The organism is Nocardiopsis valliformis DSM 45023 (assembly GCF_000340985.1).
Lineage (GTDB): Bacteria > Actinomycetota > Actinomycetes > Streptosporangiales > Streptosporangiaceae > Nocardiopsis > Nocardiopsis exhalans.
The window spans coordinates 117178-131807 of sequence record NZ_ANAZ01000009.1 but is presented as its reverse complement, the minus strand read 5'-3'; the positions used below and the strand labels follow the sequence as shown (position 1 = coordinate 131807).

Below are 14630 nucleotides of genomic sequence, written 5' to 3'. Positions count from 1 at the left end.
TCCTATGTGCGACGTCATCGCGACCCTTCCTCGCCCTCCTCCCACCGCGTCTTCGCCGGTCCAGCGCCCCGAATCCCGTTCCAGCCCCACCCCGGCACAGTCCGTGTGCTCTCCGTCACCGGCCGGCCGAGCACCCCGGGCGACCGCCAGCGAACACATTTGCCCGTGGCAACACCCCATGGAGAAAGGGGCCGGGATTCCGATGCAAAGCACCCTGGCCCTCTCGGGGCCGACACCAATTTCAACAGCCCGACATCGACAACCCGACGAGCGGAAGAATGCGACATGAAAACACCCCCGCCAGCGGGCGAGGACTCAGCGGAGGGAAGCGCTCAGAGGCCGGACCAGGAGCAGCGGCGGTGGGCGGGGATGCCCTGCCAGGAGCGGAGGATCGGCCACACCAGGGGTGCGGCCAGGAGGAGGGCCAGGGCCCAGCGGAGCGGCCATGCGTCGGTGAAATCCACGAGGACCTGAGGTACCGAGAGCAGGACGGCGAGCCCGGCGAGCCCGGCCGTGACGAAGATCGGGGCGGTGCTGCGGACCCGGCCGGACAGGGACGCGGACAGGCCGATCAGCAGGAGTGGGAGCGGCAGGCAGAGGGCGAGGGTGCCCAGCAGGACGTTGGTCGGGGCGGGTTCCTCCGGGACCTGATCGAAGTTGAGGCCGCCCGCCAGGAGGAAGTACATCACCACCGCGTACAGGAAGACGACGCCGTACAGGGCGACCGCGAACACGGTCGACACCCAGGGGTAGGGGTCCGCGGGGATGCTGGAGACCTGCCGGGTCGGTGGCCCCTGAGCCCGTTCGGTCAGCCAGGCCAGGGCGGCCAGGGCCACCGCGCCCAGCACCGGCGTGACGAACACCGCGTACAGCTCTAGCAGGTCCAGGTAGAAGGGCGGTGCCACGCCCAGGACCCAGTACACGCCGAGCAGCACGATGACGAGCAGGCCGGTGGCCAGAACAGGGAGCGTGTCGCCCGCCCGCCTGGAGTGGTGCACACCGAACCCGAGAGCAGCGGCCACGCCCAGGAAGCACACGACGGGGACCAGAGCCTCCGGGCCCGTCGAGCGGGACGGGGACAGCAGCGCGCCGCCACCGGCCAGGCCGTAGAGCAGAACACCGATCATCGCGCTGAACCGGGCGCTCTGCCGCAGGAGGCTGTCAGTCAGCACCGCCGGGGCTCCGAAGGGCACGCCTTGGTGCGGGCTGCGCTGCGGGCTTTCAGCGGGTTGGTTGTTCTCCGAGGGTCCGGAGGTGGTCATGGGCTGTTCCTCCGGTCAGGACCGCGGGCGGGGGACACTGCTTTCGATCCGCGGGATTCCGTGCCGGTTCTGCTCAGCGCCGGGGAAGGCCGGAAGCGGCCTCAGGGAGGCGAAGAGGGAGAAGGGAGAGGTCCTGCGACGCCGTTCGGCGGAGGACGAGAGGTGGAGGCGCGGCAGGGGTCCAGAGCTTCAGAGATCCGACTTCAGGGGTCTAAGGACACTCCTTGCCACTCCTAACTTATAGCGCACCCCCGGGCTTGCCACAAGACCCCCCTCGTCCCTGAAAATGGTCGACCGTGACCCGAACCAACCACCCGGGAGACGGTGTGAATCCGCAGGCCACAAGCGCTTTTGACCTTTCCGACCGCCTCTCCCCCAAGGCCGTTCCCGAGCTGATCACCGAAGACGACCGGCACTTCTCCGCCATCCGCGAGAGCCTCGACCAGACCGTCGCCGATCTCTCGGAGCGGCTCGACACCCTGCGCCGGGCGCCCACCGGCAAGGTGCGCGAGGTGCTCGACCGGGACATGGAGGTGCACCGGCTGTCCGCGCGTCTGCGCACCCTGCGCCGCTTCGGCTCAGACCTGTGTCTGGGGCGCATGGTCGGTTCGGACAACTCCGAGCCCGTCTACGTCGGGCGGCTCGGGCTCACCGACCGCGACGGCGGGCGGCTGCTGATCGACTGGCGCTCCCCCGCCGCCGAACCCTTCTTCGCGGCGACCCACGCCGACCCGATGGGCCTGGTGAGCCGCCGCCGGTACCGGTGGAACCTCGGCCGGATCAGCGACTACTGGGACGAGGTGTTCACCGAGGAGGGTTTCGAGGGGAACGCGGCGCTGGACGACCAGTCCGCCTTCATCGCCAGCCTGGGCGCGAACCGCTCGGACCGGATGCGGGACGTGCTGAGCACCATCCAGGCCGACCAGGACGCCATCATCCGGGCGGGGGCGAGTGGGGCGCTGGTCGTGGACGGCGGTCCGGGTACCGGTAAGACCGTGGTGGCCCTGCACCGCACCGCACACCTGCTCTACTCCGACTCCCGGCTCGGGCACCGCCGCGGCGGGGTGCTGTTCGTCGGCCCGCACCAGCCGTATCTGGCCTATGTCGCCGACGTCCTGCCCAGCCTGGGCGAGGAGGGGGTGCAGACCTGCACCCTGCGCGACCTCGTCCCCGTCCCCGCGCCCAACCGTGCCGCCCCCGGCAGCAGGGACACCGCCACCGGAACCAGCGCCGCTGTCCGAGGCGACCTGCCTGCGGAAAGCGCCCCGGAGGCGGCCCGGCTGAAGTCCTCCGCGGAGCTGGTGAAGGCGATCGAAGCGGCGGTGCGCTTCTACGAGCGCCCGCCCGAGCAGGGCATGACGGTCGCCACCCCCTGGGCCGACCTGCGTCTGAGCGCCGCCGACTGGGCCGAGGCGTTCCGGTCACCGGACCTGGGCATCCCGCACAACGAGGCGCGCGAGCCCATCCTCGACGAGCTGGTGGAGATCCTCACCGACCAGCTGACCGGTCAGCTCCCGAGCCGGTACTCGGACCGGTACGACGAGGACAGCGACGCCCCCGCTGAGGAGGACATCACGCCCGCGATCCTCAAGGCCGCCCTGCTCAGGGAGGGTGAACTGCCGGGTGCCCTGAACCGGGCCTGGCCGCTACTGGAGCCGACCGACCTGGTCGGTGACCTGTGGTCGGTCCCCGCCTACCTGCGCCTGTGCGCGCCCTGGCTGGAGCCCGACGAGATCCGAACCCTCCAGCGCGGCGAGGCCCGCGCCCAGGACTGGACGGTCTCTGATCTGCCCTACCTCGACGCCGCCCGCCAGCGCCTCGGCGACCCGAAGGCCGCACAGCGCCAACGCCGGCGCCAGGCCTCCGCGGCGGCCGAGCAGGAGCGCATGTCCTCGGTGATCGACAACATCATCCAGGCCGACGACGACGGCGAGGGGCTGGTGACGATGCTGCACAACCAGGACCTCAAGGACGCCCTGGTGGACGAGTCCGCGCTGCCCGCCGCCGATCCGGACCTGCTCACGGGGCCGTTCGCGCACATCGTGGTGGACGAGGCCCAGGAGCTGACCGACGCCGAGTGGCAGATGCTGCTGCTGCGCTGCCCCTCCCGGAGCTTCACCATCGTCGGCGACCGCGCCCAGGCCCGGCACGGCTTCACCAATCCCGAGGGCGAGAACGAGTCCTGGGCGGAGCGGTTGGAGCGGGTCGGCTTCGACCGGGTCGGGATGGCCTCGCTGAGCATCAACTACCGGACCCCGGCGGAGGTCATGGCCGAGGCCGAGCCCGTCATCCGCGAAGCCCTCCCGGACGCCAACGTGCCGACCTCCATCCGCACCAGCGGCATCCCGGTCAAACACGGGTCGGTGTCGGAACTGGCGTCGGTCCTGGACACGTGGTTGGCGGAAAACACGGAGGGCACCGCCTGCGTCATCGGCGATCCGGCCTTCCGGCCCACACCCCGAGTGCGTTCGCTGACCCCGGAGCTGGCCAAGGGCCTGGAGTTCGACCTGGTCGTGCTCATCGACCCGGAGGTCTTCGGCGACGGCATCGAGGGGGCGGTGGACCGCTACGTGGCGATGACCCGCGCGACCAGTCAGCTGGTCATCCTCACCAGCCCCTGATGGGAGACAGGCCGGGTCGGTCGAGCGCAGCCCGGCCAGAAGCAAGAGGTCCAGTCCGTGGGTGCGCCCGGTGATCAATCCGCCAGGCGCACCCCTGGACGCGCCCCTTGTGGTTCATCAGCGGGCGAAGCGCTTGAGCGGTTCTGTGTCCAGGACGACCCCGATGCCCGGGAGCGGGACCTGCTCGCCATAGAGATGGGTGCTGCGGTCCAGGTGCTGGCCCTGAACTGGGCGGCTGTGCACCACAACGGCGTTGGCATCGCGACCCACCAGCAAGTAGAGGTCGATGCCGGTCTCCGCGTAGGCAGCGGGTTTCTCGACGCGGTCCCGGGCGTGGGTGTCGGCATCCCAGGAGGTTACTTCGGCCACGACCAGGACACCTTCGGGACCGGCCCACTCACCCGCATCGTCGAAGTAGCCTGCTGGATCGATGACCGCATCGGGGCGAGCCCGGTCTTCAGTGTAGGTCTGTGCGAGGGGATCCGCAGGGCGAAAGTTCAAGGCAGAGCCCATCCTTCAGCGGGAGGTCTCGCGCGGGGTTGAGGGCGCCCCGGGCCTCGGAAGGCCACGCGTAGCGCAGGGGCGGGAAGGGCCGGGTGGGCGGTTGGGGACCTGATCGCCCACCCGGGGTCGGGTGCGGGGCCGACCGGAGGGGGTCAGCCCCGGGACCCGGTGGGTCGGGGCAGTTACTCGGGTCGGTCGTCCGGTGGGAGCCAGGGTTCGGGGAGCGGGGCGCGTTCGATGAGGGCCCGGTTCAGGCGCTCCCACTCCCGGGCCGCCTCGCGGAGGGCACGCCAGGCGACCACCACTCCCCCGACCTCCCGCAGCGTCTCGCTCACCGCGTCGTAGCACTGGGTGGCGTACTCGTAGGCGATCCCGCGACGCGACGACGGCGGGGGCGGGCGCAGGGCCGCCCGCCAGGTGCTCGGCAGCGGCCCGCCGGACCTGAGCTGACGGTCGAGCTCGGAGAACAGCCCGTCCACCCGGGTGAGGGTGCGGACCGCGTGCGCCGAACGCCCCGGGTTCCGCAGGAGCCGACCGATCTCCGAAACCAGCTCATCGGCGCGGTTGGCACCTCCCGGAGCGACGGGCAACGGGTTGAGCGGGCTAAAACCGAGCGGCTGCGGGGCGAGGGAGCCCGGTGCCACCCCGGAGGGGAGGTGCTTCAGGGCGTGGGTGCGGGTGTGGGAGCGGACGCTGGGGCTGGAGGCGTTGGTGTTCATGCGCAGCACCCCCTGACCGCGGCGGGGAGGGTATCCGCGTACCGGCGCACCCGGCGGGAGCGGCGGCGGAACTCGGTGATGAGCCCCCAGGTGTAGCCGTAGGAGGAGGCGTGGAGGCCTCGCGTGGGACGTGCGAGCCGCACGGGTGCAGCGAGCACGCCAAAGAGGAGCAGTAGGATCTGCATCGTCGTCCTGTCTTCGTCAGGTCGGCCATGGCCCCGGGGCGTGTTACAGCACGTCGCCGGGGTCCCGTGCGTTACGGGTTCTTTACTGTACCTTACTGATCTTCAGTGTTCCATGGATAACTTCACACTTCCCGAAATGACAGTCCTGAACCTAGCTCCTCCAGGCTCGATACATGGACTTGCCTAGCGGATACACAGCGGACAGCGAGATCGACAACGAGGGCATGGACCCCGTGTGGCTACAGCTGGCCGCGATCCTCGTCGCGCGCATCGATGCGGGGCGCTACCCGGCCGGAAGAGCCATCCCGTCGCTCAACCAGCTGGTCCAGGAGTTTGGGGTCGCACGCGGAACCATCGTTAAGGCCACGAACTATCTGGCAGATCTCGGCCGAGTACGCGCTGTGCACGGACGGGGAGTATTCGTCCTACCGAGAGATTGACACCTTTGCCCGCTTTCGGGCTATGCGTGAACTCAAGAAGTCAAAAAAGTGGGGCGGATTCCCGGGAATCCGTCCCACCACACTCTGCGCTTCCCTCATAATCATTCGTGAGGGCAGGAACAAGGTCCGCCGGGGGTCTTCTACTCCCCCCGGCGGGGCCTCGTTCCATCCGACCCGCCCTCATCGGTTTCCGAGTCACCGCAGGCCTCACTACCTGCGACGGAAACTTTAGCGGCGGCTTCCTCCACGCTCTGGCGGCCGTCGCTATTTTCTTGCCCGAGTTGGCTTTCCAGCCGGGCCACCTGCTCGCTGAGCTCAGCCAGCCGGTCCATGACCGCGTTGTGCTGGACCAGTTCGAGGTGCTGGTCCTCCGCCCAGCGGCTCTTACCGAACTCCTGCTCCATGGACGTGACGATCACACCGATCACCAGGTTCAGGATGATGAACGCGGTCAGCACCATGTACAGCACGAAGAAGATCCAGCCGTACGGATGGTGCTCCGCTACCGCCTCCGAGACCTCCGGCCAGTCCTCGGTGGTCATGAGCTGGAACATCGTGAAGAGCGTGGTTCCCAGGTCTCCGAAGAACTCCGGGACGCTCTCCCCGAACATCTGCTGGCTGAGCACCGCGGACGCGTAGACGACGATCAGAAGCAAACCGATGACCGTGCCCATACCGGGAACCGCCTTGAAGAGCGCCCCGATGATCTGGCGCATCTGCGGGACGGCGGTGATCGCCCGCAGGATCCTCAGTACACGGAGGATCCGTAGCACCGCGAAGGGCCCGGTCGCCGGGATCAGCGAGATCACGACCACGATGAAGTCGAACCAGTTCCAGCCGTCCTTCCAGAAGCCGCCGCGCCAGGCGTACAGCTTCAGGAGCATCTCGATGACGAACAGGACGATGATGATCCGTTCAGCCGCCTCGAGATACGGCAGGGCGGGCCCCCCGTAGGTTGCCCATCCCAACATGACGGCGTTGAGCAGGATCACGCTGAGCATGGTGTTGGAGAACCCACGGCTCTCGACAAATCTGGTGACCTGATCTCGCCACAAAGCCAGTTTCTCCCTCACGCTCACACCTTGAATTTGGACAAGGCGCGAACAAATATATCGAAGCACTTCCGGACGCCCCGAAGTGCGTCATAGTTCGCACTGTTTGCCTGCCACTCCCCTGCTTCAGCCGGCGAGGCCGACCGGCCGGCAGGAAGGGCCAGGGGGCGAGCTGAGTGCCTGCGCACACCTCTCCACCAGGGACGGCAACTCTCCCAAAAGGTACGCTGCCGCACTGGCCGAAGAGTCACAACCGGATAACCGGGAGGGTCCGGACCCGCGTGCGACTTCCCACACGCCAGAAGGGTCCCGGTTTCGGTCCGACCCCATCTGACGCCACCCAGCCCCAGAAGCAGAGCGGAGACTTGATCTGGAGCAAGGATCCGGGCTCCGAACCCCGTACTGAACCTGATGGCCCCGCTGGTATCTTCGCTGCTGGCCTCGGCAGCTGCTGAGCCTCCCCCAGGCAGTGCCCGCGACCGAGTTACGGAAGAGACATGGCGGAGCTGAAGTACTTCACCGGTTCGATGAACTCGGGCAAGAGCACGATGGCCCTCCAGGAGCACCACTCCCGCGGAGGTGAGGGTGTCCTGTACACGAAGCAGGACCGCGCCGGTTCGGGGATCATCTCCAGCCGCCTGGGCCTGACTTCCCCCGCGGTCGAGGTCGGAGACTCGCTGGATCTCTACGACGACATCGCCGACCGCAAGGTCCCGTACGTCATCTGCGACGAAGCCCAGTTCCTGTCGTTCAAACAGGTGGGGCAGTTGGCGGGCGTCGTGGACGGGATGGGCATTGATGTGTACTGCTACGGCATCCTGACCGACTTCCAGGGCGCCCTGTTCCCAGGTTCGAAGCGCCTGGTCGAGCTAGCAGACCGGATAGAGATCCTGCCGGTCTATGCGCGATGCTGGTGCGGCAACCGCGCTACGCATAACGCCCGCGTGGTCGATGGGGTCATGATCTACGAGGGCGAACAGGTCCACATCGGCGGCAACGAGTCCTACACGACTCTCTGCCGCCACCACTTCATGGCTGGCGTGGCTTAGAGGGCCGGTCACGCCAAAGACAGCAGTCGCTACTTAGGAATCCTGTTCTCCAGCGTGATCCTAAGCTGCGGGCCAAACTTGCGAACCTCACCAGCGAATGCCTCAGGCGATACATCGTCAGGTGAAGTCATGCGAACGGTATAGGTCGCGCTTCGCTGCCTGACCACGAGAACGTAAGTCGCCTCCTGGTTATCCGCGAGAACCCCGTAGTAGTAATAAGACTCGTCCCCTAGATCGCCTACCCCTGATTCAGCGACCACAAGCCCCGATTCTTCAATTTCCGAGCGAAGCTCAGCCAAGTCTCCTGAGGCCAACTCATCCCGATCATCATCTGGGGAAAAAATAATAGCCCGATACGAGAAATAAAAGTCCCACGGCACCATACCCTCCTCCATTACCGAGACTTCCCCACTGCACTGATCCGAACGAACTAGATCGTTGCTCGCTGGGTCACCACCCTTGATTGAGGAGTCCTCGTATTCTCCAGCTCCATGATCATAAATCAGGCTAAGACCGCCTATTGTCCGCAAAGTACTATGACAAAGATCGAATTTGTCATCACGAAATTCTTCGCGCTGCTTTATACTCTGATCCGCGACTGGAGCAGGGTCACTTCCAGCTGAAAAACCGCTGGATGCCGTGTTAAGTACAAGGCTCAACACGCCAACAATAACCCCGAACACACCAAAAGCTGCGAGCGTCCCGCAACCGAAGACTGCGAGCGCAGCCTTCCAACCATGCAGGCCCTTCGTCACCGGTTTCTTACGCTTCGAGTCTTCTTCCTTTGTGTCCGCCACGGTTAAGCCTGCGCCTCCAGCTGAGCCTTCACTTCGGGGTGCTCAAGCGGACGGGTGAAACCCACGATGTCCGCACGATTGGGGTCATCGTACTCTCGCACCGCGATCGGTCCACAGTTGGTGCACCAAGCCTCAACCATGAGGCCATCGCCAATAACCATTCCCATATGGCCAGGCCCCGGTGGTTCACCAGCACGGGTCACATCAAAGAAGACCAGGTCACCGGGCTGTTCCTCACCGAGCGGAATCTCAGGGCCAAAGCTCCACTGGTCCTGGGAAACACGGGGCACCGTCACCCCGATGCTCTCGTAGGCCTTCATCGTCAAACCAGAACAGTCATAACCGTCCGGCCCGGTGCCACCCCAGATATACGGCTTTCCTCGCTGGTCAAGAGCCCAGTCCACCACCGCCTGGGTCAACTCATCAGGAGCCCGACCGATCGGCACGCCGTCCTCGTCCAGCTCACACAGAACCGCAGTCCGGATGGAGTCCGAGGTGTTGAAGTCGCCTTCGGCGTACCGGTCGGCCCACTCCATCACGTCATCGACGTACCACCAGGCATGGTTGTAACCGTAGATCGCTCGCCGAACATCATCTTCGAGCCCGTGCGCCAACAGATAGTCGGCAGCGGCCGGGATCGCATCAGCCGGGTCATAGACGTTGACGATCCCATCGCCGTTTCCATCCACCCCGTAACCCTGTTCCGGGCGCTCCTCTACTGGTTGGATCGGCTCGCCGCCCCAACTGTTCCCCGCTGCTGACCCATCCAACGAGCCGAACTGCATAGGCCCGGAGGCCCCCCAGTCGTTGTGCCCCTCAGTAATCCCCGGCCCGTCCCAGCGTCCGTGATGCGATTCCACCTGACCGATGCCCGCCAGGATGTTCCACGGAACCCCGCGATCCTCCCCGGCCTCCTGGTAGAGCTCCAGGTAGTTCTCCGGAATGGTGTCCATGGCGTATTCGCTGCTACTCGGCTGTTCGGCATCAGCGTTGGGAGCACAGATCACCCCGGAAGCCAGCCAGGACCCAACCTGAGTGTTGTTCGTGATCGCCGGGATCACCATCAGGGTCAGAAAGACCAGCCCAGCCACTCCGATAGCGGCCAGTACGGCAACTCGGGTCAGGCAGGAACCGCTTCGCTCATCGGGGGCGGGGGTGCGCAGAGCGGAGATCAATCGGTCACTCCTCCCCGTACTGTCCTGCGCTGGCAGGCTGGAAGTCGAAGACAGCCCAGGAACCGCGCTCTCGAATCACGGTGACGGCGAAGTCGCCCAGGTCCTCATCGAACTCGGCGTCCCCGGTCTCGGTGATGGACTGAGCAGTGACCACGAAGGTGATGGAGTCACTGCCGAAGGTCCGGATTTCCTGGACCTCAGCGCGTCCCTGGGCCACCGCCTCGGCCTCGCTCATTTCCTCCCAGAAAGCCCCGGCACGGTTCACATCGGAGAGCACCTCGGCATACTCATCGGTCGCCAGAGCTTCCATCGAGGAGTAGTAGGTCTCGGGGGATTCCGAGTAGTCGATGGTGCCGTAGGCCTCCGCGAAGGCCTGGGCCGTGGCCCCCGCAGCCTGAAACTCCGCTTCGGTGAACGGGAACCAGCCGAGGACGTCCAGGTCCTCAGCCTCGGTGGTCGGAATCGGGCTGGGCGGCACCGTGGCCAAACCACCCGGACTTGAGGGTGGTTCGGCCTCACCCTGAGCAGTTCCCGGCTCTCGCGGCGGGCCAGTGGGCTGCTCCTCCTGATCTCCGCTGAACCCGCCGAGACTGAAATAGATCCCGAACCCAGCCAGGGCTGCGATCAGGCCGATGACGACCAGTCGCTGGGTGCGTTCGGGGAGAGGGTTGGGCATGGTCTTTGGGGTGCCTTGTCTTCGGTCAGTCGTCGTTCAGCCAGAAAGGAACATCTCGCTTGCGGTCCCGGGTACTGGATGACCCGCTCTCACCCCAGAAGGGGGTGATGGGGGCGTTGTCTTTACTCTTGCCGGAACCGGTCAGCCAACCGCCCTCACCGTCACCGCGCCTGCTACGGTCAGCGGGGGCCGGACGTGCCGGACGCTGCGGAGCGGGTCGTTCCCGCTTCTCCTTCGGGCTTCCCCAGCGTGAACCCCGGTTGCCGAGGTTCCCCTGAGCAGGGGTGTCCTCGCGGCCGCTGAAGATACCGCGCCCGGTACTGGGCTCCGCGCGTTCGGAGCTGGCTGCACGGGAGTTACTCGACCCGCCACCCGAACCTGAGCCGGAACCACCGCTTTCGTTTCGGTTCGACCTGTTTCCACCGCCAGTACCGAATACCCCGGCCCAACCGCTGTCCCCAGTTCCGGTGTAACCACCAGCGGGTCGGGGCGGAATGGCTCCACCACTGCTACCAGCTCCGCTTGAACTACTACCTGCCAGATCTGGCGCTTCGCTGCTAGTGCGCGGCGCTGAAGTAGGCCGTGCGGTACCAGGGCCACCAGTTCGGTTGACGTTGAGTGGCGGAGCGTTGTCGTTGCCTCGGACACGGCCGTACCCAGCTGTCCCCCGAGCTCGTGTACCTTCCCCGCGAGTTCCTCCGCTTTCCGGAACCTCTTCAACTCCCTCAGCAGAGCCGGTGGGCACACCTCCATTGGCGGGGACTCCTGCAGCTGTACCAGCGATCATGGCTCCCCTACGCCGACCCCAGTTCTGACTCTTGAGATAGGCGACTGGAGGCAGGACCATCGCGCTCTTGTCGAGGGCCTGACTCCGCGCCGCATCGCTGACGATCCGTGAGGTGAAGGTATTCGCGTTCACCGAAGAGAAGAGGTAGGCGAAGGTCTTGCGGTAGATGAAGAGCGCCAGAGTGAACAGGGCAAGCAAGATCATCTGCAAGCCCCAACCCAGCGGAGTTGACATAACCAGGCCGTAGCTCATGACAAGTAGAGCAATCATCAGAACCACGAAGATCTGTTTGAGCAAGAAGCCGACCATCAGCTCAACCCACCGGAGCAGAACCATACGTCCGTATCCCGGATGAATCCCGATCAGCAGGAACACCGGAGCGAGCATGAAGAGCAGCATAAACGCGATCTTCAGCACGATAAGCGCCACTGAACCAGCAAGAATCAATCCACCAGCGAAAATCGATGCGAAGAGCGCGAGCGTTGCAACCCCCAATCTACTCCCCTGATCATCGCCAGCGAAAAGAGGGTAGACACTTGGATAGTATTCCTGAATGTCAGAAGCAATCTCCTGATAGCCCTCCTGCTTATCAGCAACAAGAGTTGCTGCATCAAGATCACCATCAGCAATTTGCTGCTGTTCGATCCTACTAATCGCCTGTGCAGCAAGCAGATCTTCCGCGTGCATCTCAGCCGCGTTGATCGCCATATCGTCATTGCCAAACTGACCAGCCATCCAAGGCTGACAGACCAAGCTTGACCACATCATGTCCGCGTTACGACGAACCTGAAAATCCGACTCAGACTCCCAAGAGGCCCGTTCAGGAGGCTCCGCTCCAACAGGACAAGAAGTCAACGAAGAGCCATAGGGGACCTGACCAACCGCACTGGTCACAAGCTGAGTACCAGAGTTCACCAAGGAACTCCCCAGACCCATGACCTGAGCCGGATTAATGAGGATCCACATTCCAAGCGCAGTAGCGGCAACCATCCACACAGATGACTCAAGAGTTAGAGTCATCCTCTTTCGGATGAGCCCATACCACCCAAGCCAGATAGCACCCAAAATTACAATCGTCGGGATGAGTGGACGCCAGATCCCTTCCCGCAGGGCAACAACCACACTCTCAACCGTGCTAGAAAAACTAGCCAGGAGCCCATCCGAAGTAGCAGCCTGATAAACAGTGATGGTCGACTGGTTGATGGTCTTGGACAGATCCCAAGCCGAGTTCGCGATTGTTGCCTGAGCCCCGGAAGCCATCTTGTCAACGCAGGACTCGGTGATCATGTGCCACTGTTGACCAGCCGTTCCGTACTGGCCGTACATGCTGGCATCAGGAGGCATTCCATCAGGAGAACCCTCAATGGCGGAACGGGACTGCGGCGGAATCAGAAGACCGTCTGAACCACTCCCAGCAGACTCCGGAAGCGGTGCCGGGTTCCCCGGGCACATCGGGTTCGCCTGGGCCCCCGTCAGTGGCAACAGGATGAAGCCGCTCAGCATCAGGAACGTCATCAGGGCTCGTCGCCAACCCCGCCGGTGGACGTGCTGATGCGTCATCTGGTGAGCTCCTGCGTCGTGGTTCGTGCGGGGAATCGATGGCACACACCAGGGCCTCCGACCACGCACGCACGCCACCCCACCCTCAAGCGCACGGCCGCACGCGGCCACAAGGCCCCCGCATGTCTTTACCCCATCCTCTATGGTGCGTCATCACCGGGTTGAGGGAAGGCTGCAACGCGAGCGGTTTTCGGGTTGTCCGTACCCATCCACCCGGAACCCGGGGGGCAAATCAGGAGCTTCCCCTTGTTTGTGCAGGTAACAGGCTTGATCGGACGGCCGTAACACCCAAAAACCACAAGGCCACAATTTGCTGTCCACATGCGGACTATGAGGGGCGTCACAGAACTTTTCGTGTTGAAAATTGGACATATGGCAACCAACTGGACTGGCACTCAGTCCCATCCTCGGCTTCCGTGAGACCCGCAGTCCCTATTGCCGCAGGACCGAAACAGCAGCCCTCCCGCCCCTGGCTCAGGCTCCCCGCCCGCAGCCCGCCCACAGCGGGTCTGCGCGGGCCCGAGCAGACCCCAGCAGGCTTCAGTCATGCGTTATGCGCAACACGAATCGCCCGCTTGGCCCCTGCCCCGGGACATCACGGGAACCTGAGCCAACCCGAGGCCGCTACCAACGCCAAGGCTGGCGCCAAGGATCTGGGCGCCCCAGCCCCCAGATCCCCCGAGCGCAGCCTCTCCCTCCCCAGAGAAGCTCCACGATGCTTCGCCTCCGAGGCCCGAGGGAGGGCAAGACCCGGGCACAGTGATCCCTCCGCCGCATACCCGCCCACCGCATAGCCACGCGCCCGCGGTACCGGCTCGTAGGAGTAGCGAGCCGGTACCGGCGTCAGGCGCGGGGAAGGGGCCGGGCCGCGGCGCCCAGCCGGAGCCTCAGGGCCGCAGAGCCCGAGAGGCAGGGTTCCGCCTCTCACTCGCGAAGGGCCCAGCGGGCACAGAACCTCAGCGCCGCACTACCTCAGCACCACAGTGCATCAGCGCGGTCTTGGTCCGCGAGCGGCCTTAGTCCGCGATCCAGTTGCCGTTGGAGTCGACCCTCCAGTCGGGCGTCTCGTACTCCTGGATGTACAGCTCACCGTCGCTCCCGGAGCCCCGCATGACGCTGACGTAGGCGACGGCGACGGGCATGATCATGTCCTCCCGGGTGTCGATGTAGGTGAGAGTCACGCCCACGACCTCCTCCGGTTCACGCGGCGCGGGCGAGCAGTCCAGGTGCAGCACCGCGGAGCTGTAGTCCTCCTCGACCTCGACCTGCTCATTCCCCGGCGACTTGTTGGTCAGCAGACTCGACACACGCTCTTCCACGGAATGATCATTGTCACGGCTCTCCGCGAATTCGACAAGACGCTCCAGGCCGCCCCTCGCGTAGTCGTAGTCGTACTGCACGGCGCACATCGACGGGTCCTCGGACTCGATCGCTCTGATGGTGATGGAGTCGAAGATGCGGCTGTCCGCGTAGTCCTCGTGCAGGTCACCGAGATCACTGGGGACGCTGAACTTGATGCTGGAGGGCGCCCCTTCCAGGCGCTCGGTGAAGTCGAAGTTCTCCGACGAGGAACAGGCCGTCAGGGTGAGCACCGCGGCCATGCCCACAGCGGTGAGGGTGGGGATTCTACTGCTCTTGGCGTTCTTCATTCAGCATCCGCGCTTTCGGTCTTCGGGTTCGGGGGAACCTGCCGCCACTCCCGGCACTGCAGGCGCAGAAAGCTTACCGAAACCCAGTTCCACCAGATTCCATTTGGCCTCCGTCATTCACCATCAGACCGGAAGAGCCTCCCCGGGAACACCA

At 64.9% G+C, this 14630-nt stretch carries 12 protein-coding genes and 1 pseudogene; 3 read left to right on the top strand and 10 right to left on the bottom strand.

All coding sequences use genetic code 11. The annotated features are described in order from the left end of the window. Positions 1–332 precede the first annotated feature (332 nt). Entirely contained in the window at positions 333–1262 is a 930-nt protein-coding gene (locus D457_RS0110600) for a hypothetical protein (RefSeq protein WP_017580642.1), read from the bottom strand. Between the two features lie 326 nt (positions 1263–1588). Between D457_RS0110600 and helR the strand changes: the two genes are divergently transcribed. Next, positions 1589–3883 (top strand): RNA polymerase recycling motor ATPase HelR, encoded by a 2295-nt coding sequence (gene helR, locus D457_RS0110595; RefSeq protein ID WP_026116527.1) that lies wholly within the window; start codon positions 1589–1591, stop codon positions 3881–3883. Between the two features lie 117 nt (positions 3884–4000). On the opposite strand, the pseudogene D457_RS0110590 reads toward helR, so the two are convergent. The 3 genes and pseudogenes from D457_RS0110590 to D457_RS0110580 all read right to left on the bottom strand — a co-directional run. Continuing rightward, positions 4001–4351: pseudogene (locus D457_RS0110590) on the bottom strand (Uma2 family endonuclease); the annotation flags it as partial. Between the two features lie 218 nt (positions 4352–4569). Beyond that, complete coding sequence (locus tag D457_RS0110585; protein WP_239646060.1) at positions 4570–5106, bottom strand: hypothetical protein; 537 nt, start codon at positions 5104–5106, stop codon at positions 4570–4572. After that, positions 5103–5291: a hypothetical protein gene (locus D457_RS0110580; RefSeq protein WP_017580638.1), complete on the bottom strand. Its 189-nt coding sequence runs from the start codon at positions 5289–5291 to the stop codon at positions 5103–5105. Before D457_RS0110580 ends, D457_RS0110585 begins: the two co-directional genes overlap by 4 nt. Before the next feature lie 173 nt (positions 5292–5464). Between D457_RS0110580 and D457_RS0110575 the strand changes: the two genes are divergently transcribed. Then, positions 5465–5731, top strand: coding sequence for a GntR family transcriptional regulator (locus D457_RS0110575; protein ID WP_026116525.1), 267 nt, complete (start codon positions 5465–5467; stop codon positions 5729–5731). Between the two features lie 140 nt (positions 5732–5871). Here D457_RS0110575 and D457_RS0110570 read toward each other — a convergent pair whose 3' ends face one another. Continuing rightward, positions 5872–6786, bottom strand: a complete 915-nt coding sequence (locus tag D457_RS0110570; RefSeq protein WP_017580637.1) for an ion transporter — start codon at positions 6784–6786, stop codon at positions 5872–5874. 494 nt (positions 6787–7280) lie between these two features. Between D457_RS0110570 and D457_RS0110565 the strand changes: the two genes are divergently transcribed. Then, a complete protein-coding gene (locus D457_RS0110565) occupies positions 7281–7832 on the top strand; it encodes a thymidine kinase (protein ID WP_017580636.1) in 552 nt (183 codons plus the stop codon). A gap of 29 nt (positions 7833–7861) precedes the next feature. On the opposite strand, the gene D457_RS35700 is transcribed toward D457_RS0110565, so the two are convergent. From D457_RS35700 to D457_RS0110545, 5 genes are all read right to left on the bottom strand, one after another. After that, positions 7862–8629, bottom strand: a complete 768-nt coding sequence (locus D457_RS35700) for a hypothetical protein (RefSeq protein ID WP_152514208.1) — start codon at positions 8627–8629, stop codon at positions 7862–7864. A gap of 2 nt (positions 8630–8631) precedes the next feature. Continuing rightward, on the bottom strand, positions 8632–9804 hold the full coding sequence (locus tag D457_RS0110555; protein ID WP_017580634.1) for a C40 family peptidase: 1173 nt from the start codon (positions 9802–9804) through the stop codon (positions 8632–8634). Between the two features lie 4 nt (positions 9805–9808). Further along, a complete protein-coding gene (locus D457_RS0110550) occupies positions 9809–10480 on the bottom strand; it encodes a hypothetical protein (protein ID WP_017580633.1) in 672 nt (223 codons plus the stop codon). Positions 10481–10505: 25 nt separating this feature from the next. Beyond that, complete coding sequence (locus D457_RS37470; protein ID WP_275040997.1) at positions 10506–12782, bottom strand: type IV secretion system protein; 2277 nt, start codon at positions 12780–12782, stop codon at positions 10506–10508. Between the two features lie 1061 nt (positions 12783–13843). After that, positions 13844–14476: a hypothetical protein gene (locus tag D457_RS0110545; protein WP_017580631.1), complete on the bottom strand. Its 633-nt coding sequence runs from the start codon at positions 14474–14476 to the stop codon at positions 13844–13846. Between the last annotated feature and the right edge of the window lie 154 nt (positions 14477–14630).

What these genes read in the sequence shown, in the direction of transcription:
- D457_RS0110550 (WP_017580633.1), bottom strand. Translation starts at nt 10,480, where the DNA reads ATGCCCAACCCTCTCCCCGAACGCACCCAGCGACTGGTCGTCATCGGC.
- D457_RS0110545 (WP_017580631.1), bottom strand. Translation starts at nt 14,476, where the DNA reads ATGAAGAACGCCAAGAGCAGTAGAATCCCCACCCTCACCGCTGTGGGC.
- D457_RS37470 (WP_275040997.1), bottom strand. Translation starts at nt 12,782, where the DNA reads ATGACGTTCCTGATGCTGAGCGGCTTCATCCTGTTGCCACTGACGGGG.
- D457_RS0110565 (WP_017580636.1), top strand. Translation starts at nt 7,281, where the DNA reads ATGGCGGAGCTGAAGTACTTCACCGGTTCGATGAACTCGGGCAAGAGC.
- D457_RS0110600 (WP_017580642.1), bottom strand. Translation starts at nt 1,262, where the DNA reads ATGACCACCTCCGGACCCTCGGAGAACAACCAACCCGCTGAAAGCCCG.
- D457_RS0110585 (WP_239646060.1), bottom strand. Translation starts at nt 5,106, where the DNA reads ATGAACACCAACGCCTCCAGCCCCAGCGTCCGCTCCCACACCCGCACC.
- D457_RS0110575 (WP_026116525.1), top strand. Translation starts at nt 5,465, where the DNA reads ATGGACTTGCCTAGCGGATACACAGCGGACAGCGAGATCGACAACGAG.
- D457_RS0110580 (WP_017580638.1), bottom strand. Translation starts at nt 5,291, where the DNA reads ATGCAGATCCTACTGCTCCTCTTTGGCGTGCTCGCTGCACCCGTGCGG.